Source organism: Tumebacillus amylolyticus, from assembly GCF_016722965.1.
In the GTDB taxonomy this organism is placed as follows: Bacteria; Bacillota; Bacilli; order Tumebacillales; family Tumebacillaceae; genus Tumebacillus; species Tumebacillus amylolyticus.
In genome coordinates, this window is record NZ_JAEQNB010000017.1 from 1 (window position 1) to 5,634 (window position 5,634).

Annotated in this window: 6 protein-coding genes and 2 rRNA genes; 7 read left to right on the forward strand and 1 reads right to left on the reverse strand. The window is 54.8% G+C overall.

Annotated features, from left to right (window positions below):
- The first annotated feature begins 4 nt into the window (after positions 1-4).
- The 3 genes from rrf (at position 5) to JJB07_RS23380 (ending at position 2,151) form a co-directional block, all read left to right on the forward strand.
- Positions 5-121: ribosomal RNA gene (gene rrf, locus JJB07_RS23370) — 5S ribosomal RNA — on the forward strand.
- Positions 122-189: 68 nt separating this feature from the next.
- On the forward strand, positions 190-678 hold the full coding sequence (locus JJB07_RS23375; RefSeq protein ID WP_201638479.1) for a GNAT family N-acetyltransferase: 489 nt from the start codon (positions 190-192) through the stop codon (positions 676-678).
- 81 nt (positions 679-759) lie between these two features.
- Entirely contained in the window at positions 760-2,151 is a 1,392-nt protein-coding gene (locus JJB07_RS23380; RefSeq protein WP_201638480.1) for an alkaline phosphatase family protein, read from the forward strand.
- A 49-nt stretch (positions 2,152-2,200) separates the two neighbouring features.
- Here the strand turns inward: JJB07_RS23380 and JJB07_RS23385 are convergent, their stop codons facing one another.
- Positions 2,201-2,458, reverse strand: a complete 258-nt coding sequence (locus JJB07_RS23385) for a hypothetical protein (RefSeq protein ID WP_201638481.1) — start codon at positions 2,456-2,458, stop codon at positions 2,201-2,203.
- 85 nt (positions 2,459-2,543) lie between these two features.
- On the opposite strand from JJB07_RS23385, the gene larE reads away from it, so the two are divergent.
- The 4 genes from larE to JJB07_RS23405 all read left to right on the forward strand — a co-directional run.
- Entirely contained in the window at positions 2,544-3,362 is an 819-nt protein-coding gene (gene larE, locus JJB07_RS23390; RefSeq protein WP_201638482.1) for an ATP-dependent sacrificial sulfur transferase LarE, read from the forward strand.
- A complete protein-coding gene (gene larB / locus JJB07_RS23395; protein ID WP_201638483.1) occupies positions 3,359-4,129 on the forward strand; it encodes a nickel pincer cofactor biosynthesis protein LarB in 771 nt (256 codons plus the stop codon). The genes larE and larB overlap by 4 nt, the downstream gene beginning before the upstream one ends.
- Entirely contained in the window at positions 4,126-5,400 is a 1,275-nt protein-coding gene (gene larC / locus JJB07_RS23400; protein WP_201638484.1) for a nickel pincer cofactor biosynthesis protein LarC, read from the forward strand. The genes larB and larC overlap by 4 nt, the downstream gene beginning before the upstream one ends.
- A 174-nt stretch (positions 5,401-5,574) precedes the next feature.
- Positions 5,575-5,634, forward strand: a 16S ribosomal RNA gene (locus JJB07_RS23405); the annotation flags it as partial.

Consider the following 5,634-nt stretch of genomic DNA (forward strand, 5'->3'; position numbering starts at 1 on the left):
CATGTCTCGTGATGATGGCGGAAAGGTCACACCTGTTCCCATCCCGAACACAGAAGTTAAGCTTTCCAGCGCCGATGGTACTTGGACCGCAGGGTCCCGGGAGAGTAGGACGTCGCGAGGCATATGAATAAGAAAGGCTCGATTCTCTCGTGAGAATCGAGCCTTTTTTCCAAGAGGAGGGGTCATGAGATGGTGACAATCCGTAAGGCGAGAATTGAAGATCTTCCGGCAATGCTCTCGATCTACAACCGGGCCGTGGAGACGACAACGGCGACGTTTGACTTGGAGTTGCAGACGTATGAGCGGCGCGAAGCTTGGTTTCACAAGTATGACGACCAACATCCGCTGATCGTCGCAGAAAAGGACGGCAAGATCGCAGGGTACGGGTGTCTCTCGAAGTTTCGTGACAAGCCGGCGTACCGCAATTCGGTGGAGAACTCTGTGTACATAGATGAGCGCTACCAGCGCCAAGGAATTGGAAAGGCACTGTTAGAAGAACTTTTAAAACTCGCTCGCGATGCGGGGTATCATACGGTGATCGCGGGGATTACGGTGGGAAATGAAGGCAGTGTGAAGTTGCATGAGGCGTTTGGCTTTGTGTTGTGTGGTCGTTTTCGGCAGGTTGGTTACAAGTTTGACGCATGGCAAGATGTGGAGTTTTACCAGTTGATGTTGTGAGCGTGGAGAAAGACTTGGTCCGTGACGGATCGGGTCTTTTTTTCATATCTTGTACTAGTACAAGGGTGGGAGTTGAAGGGGATGTGTAAGAAACTCAAGAAGATCGACCATGTTGTCGTGTTGATGATGGAAAACCGCTCGTTTGACAACATGGCCGGATGGCTGTATGCCAAGGGCAACAAACCGCCTTTTGACAAAGTGCCTCGTGGGCAGGCGTTTGACGGGGTGGCGGGCAAGCAACTTTCCAATCCGATTCCCAAAGAGGCGCAAGATTCGTGGCGACGCGTGGTGCCGGTCGGGAGAGGGAGCCATGATCTCGATCCTACGACCGATCCGGGCGAGGTGTACCGGCAAGTGAACACGCAGGTGTACGGGGGCCGAGAGCCGATGAAAGGGTTTGTGCAGGATTACATCGGAATGCTCGGCAAAGATGGGAAACCAACCAGCTATGCCTCCTACAAAAAAATCATGAACGGATTCACGCCAGATCAGGTGCCGGTGCTCTCTGCGTTGGCCAATCAGTATGCGGTGTGCGACTCGTGGTTTTGTTCGGTGCCAAGTCAGACGTGGGCGAACCGGTCGTTTTTTCATGCGGGAACTTCGGCAGGGCTGGTGGACAACTGGCCGTACATCAATTGGTTGAAAAATGACACAGCGACGATCTTCAATCGCATGTCGGATGCGGGGCTTTCGTGGGGCGTGTATTATGACGCGCAAACGATCGTGTCGTTGACGATGTTGATCCACTTCAAGCAACTCGCGAAGCATTGGAATGCTAACTTCCACTTCATGCAGAAGTTTTACAAGGACGCAGAGGAGGGGACGTTGCCGAATTATACGTTCATCGAACCGTGCTTCAACAACTGGCGCGGGAAACGTAGTGACCAGCATCCACCGTACAGTGTCGCCGAGGGGGAACGGTTGATCTACGACGTGTACCAAGCGTTGCGAAAGGGTAAAAATTGGAGGCGTACGTTGTTTGTGATTACGTATGACGAGCACGGTGGCTGTTACGATCACGTTCTGCCTCCTGCCACTACGCCGCCTGATCCGGGAGCTCCGGCCGGGCAAGAGGGATTCCGTTTCGATCGTCTGGGGGTGCGGGTGTGTACGGTGTTGGTGTCGCCTTATATCGAACAGGGCACGGTGTTCCGCCCGAAGGACAAAAGCGGCAACGAAGTGCCATTGGAGCACGGTTCGATGATTCGGACGCTGAGGAAGCGCTGGAAACTGCCGGCTCTCACAGAGCGTGACCGGCACGCAATGGACTTCGAACAAGTGTTCACGCGCAAGAAACCCCGTCAAGACGAACCCCACATCCCAAAACCGCGAGTGCCGGAAAAACAGCCGCCGGTCCGTGGAATCTCCGGTCTCGAGCTCGATTTAGCAGGTCTCGCTGCCGTGCGACTTGGAGAAACGTGGGCCGCCGTGTTAAATGCGCGTCGTGCAAAGCGGAGAACGCAAGCGAAATGAGGGAAAAAGGAAAAGACTCGGTCCGGGAGCGGATCGAGTCTTTTTTCGCTTACTCTTTGTCGAAGTATTCGTAGAAGAGGTAGCCCTTGGCCCACTTCTCTTCAATTCCTTGCGAAGTTGCCGATTGGACGAAGAGGGTGACGAGTTTGTCGTCGATGTCGTCTTTTTTGTACTTGTTTTTCTTCACCACGTCTTGGTGGAGAGTTTCAAGTTTGGTGAACTGTTGGTCGACGAGTTCTTCGTCTTCGTCAGCAATTCGGTCATAAAAGTTCTCCAGATCGTATACCGTTTCTTTTGACAGCATCATTGGGATTGTCACCTCCTAGGTATGTAGTATGCGCACTTGTAACAATACCGCATGTCCCTGGGAAAGGAAAGGGGAGATTTTCCATATGGAGAAGTCGAAAAAAGAACAGGTATACGCGATTCTGCAAGAGTTGGATGGGGTGATCGTTGCGTTTTCGGCGGGGATTGACAGTACGTTTGTGTTGGCCTGTGCGCATGAGGTTCTGGGTGATAAAGTGTTGGCGGTTACGGCGGCGAGCGAGACGTTCCCCGATCGCGAATTGCGCGAGGCGATGGAACTTGCGGCACAGTTGGGGGTTCGGCATGAGGTGATCGAGATTCGCGAGATGGAGAATCCGCACTTTGTCGCGAACAACCCGGATCGCTGCTACCACTGCAAGTCGGGTCTGTACGAAAGTCTGACGCAATTGGCAAAGGAGCGCGGGATTGCCTGTGTGCTCGACGGGGCGAACATGGACGATCTCGGAGATTATCGTCCGGGGCGGCAGGCGGCGAAGGAGTTTGGGATTCGGTCGGTGTTGCAAGAAGCCGGAATCTATAAGGAAGAATTGCGCGCGATGGCGCGGGAAATGGGGTTGCCGAACTGGGAGAAGCCTTCGTTTGCGTGCTTGTCGTCGCGGATTCCGTACGGAGATTTGATTACGCTTGAAAAAGTAGAGCAGTTGGATCGCGGCGAGGAGAAGTTGCGTCAACTTGGATTCCGGCAGATTCGCGTGCGACATCATGACAAAATCGCGCGGGTGGAAGTGCTTCGCGAGGAGTTGGCGCGGGCGGTCGAATATGCCGACGAGATTACGGCGATTCTGAAAGAGGAAGGTTTTTCGTACGTGACTCTCGATCTGCAAGGGTACCGCAGCGGTTCGATGAATGAAACGCTGGGTCTTGGGAACGGAGGCAAGCAATGAGGGAAAAAGAGCGGGAGTTGCGCGTCGTATTGCACCGTTTGCGCGAAGGGGAGTTGACGGTGGAGCAAGCGGAGGCGGAGATTTGTGGATTTGAAGATTTGGGGTTTGGCAAGGTTGATTATGCACGGGAGAAGCGGACGGGGTATCCGGAAGTTATTTTTGGCCAGGGAAAAGCGCCCGAGCACGTCCGGGCGATTTTTTCCAAGCTGGTTGAACGGCATGGCCGGGCGATGGTGACGCGGGCGGATCAAGCGATGGCGGCTGAAGTTTGGGAAAGCGTGCCGTATGCGGAGTTTGATCCGATGGCGAGGTTGATTACGTTCGGCGGGGGAGAGCGTCGATTTGGCGGAGTGGTTGCGGTCGTTTCTGCGGGGACGGCCGATGTGCCGGTTGCGGAGGAAGCTGCGCGGACGGCGGAGTGGATGGGAAGTGAGGTCGATCGCATCTATGACGTGGGCGTGGCAGGCATCGACCGGCTGTTGGCGCAACGCAACCGCCTGCAACGGGCGAGCGTCGTGATCGTGGTTGCGGGGATGGAAGGCGCGTTGTCGAGCGTCATCGGCGGATTGGTCAGGCGTCCGGTGATTGCGGTGCCGACGAGTGTGGGGTATGGAGCGCACTTTGCGGGGTTGACGCCGTTGCTCTCGATGTTGACGTCTTGTGCGGCGGGGGTGACGGTGGTCAACATTGACAATGGATTTGGCGCGGCGTATGCGGCGTCGATTTTGCAACAAGCGATCTTGGAAGGAGCGAGTTTGGAAGGATGAGTCGGACTTTGTATCTTGATTGCATCTCCGGAATTAGTGGAGATATGCTGCTGGCGGCGCTGTTTGATCTCGGCGCCGACCTGCAGTATGTAAAGAGCGAGTTGGAGAAACTTCCTGTGGATGAGTTTGATCTCTGGGTAGATACGGTGGACAAGTTGGGGATTACGGCGAAGAAGTTGGGGATGCGGCTGCCGGAGGTTGGGGAACATGAGCATTCGCATGGAGACGGTCATACTCATTCGCATACGCATGAGGATGGACTTTTGCATGGGCATTCACACGCTCACGAGCATCGGCGGGCGGCGATGATTTTGGAGATGATTCGGGAGAGTGAGTTACCGGAGCGGGTGAAGGCGCGCAGTGGGGCTGTTTTTGATGCGATTGCGGTGGCGGAGGGGAAGATTCACGGGATTGACCCGGCAGAGGTGCATTTTCATGAAGTGGGCGCGATGGACTCGATTCTCGACATCATCGGCGCTTGCCTTGCGATGGAGAACCTCGGCGTTGACGAGATTCACGCGTCTCCCGTCCCTACAGGTTATGGAAAAGTAAAAATGGCACATGGCCTGTATCCCGTCCCCGCGCCCGCAACGGCTGAACTTTTAAAAGGCATTCCGCTTGCGAAGTCCCCGGCTGAGGGAGAGCTGACCACTCCAACGGGGGCCGGTGTACTTCGGGCTTTGGCGACTCGGTTTGGTCCGCTTGAAAACTTCACGGTGGACGCGATTGGGTATGGCGCAGGGACGAAGAACTTCCCGGAGCATCCCAATGTCTTGCGGGCGATGCTTGGACAAGCCGTGGGGAGTGAATGCCGCGAAACGATCCATGTCCTCGAAGCGCAGGTGGATGACTGCACGGCTGAAACTTGTGGCTACGTCATGGAACGTTTGTTCGAGAACGGGGCCCTCGACGTCTACTACACCTCCGTTCAGATGAAAAAAAACCGCCCTGGCACGCTGGTCAGCGTACTGTGCGCTTCAGTTGATGTGTCGCGGTTGGAGGAGATTTTGTTGCGGGAGACTACGACGTTCGGAGTTCGGCAAAGCATTTGGACTCGACGTGCTCTGGCGCGAGAGTTTGAGACTGTGGAAACACCGTATGGATCAGTTCGTGTGAAGATCGGGAGTCTCAACGGACGCGTGTTGCAAGAGACGCCGGAGTATGAGGATGTTGCGCGGGTGGCGCGTGAAAATGGGGTTCCGTTTCGTGAAGTCTACCGAGCGGCGTTGCATGAGAACAAAAAAACGAGCTTGTCTCAGGAGAGCCGCTGAAATGCGGCTTTTTGTTTCACTCAGCGGAAATTTGAGGAAATGTCGAGTTGTGACGAGATATCGGGCATGTTAAGATAACTCTTGTCGCCGCGAGAGACAAGCGGATGACATGATTGATCCTTGAAAACTAAACGAGTGATAGATGAAGATCGATTCGAGTCAGCGAACCAAACTTTTATTGAGAGTTTGATCCTGGCTCAGGACGAACGCTGGCGGCGTGCCTAATACATGCAA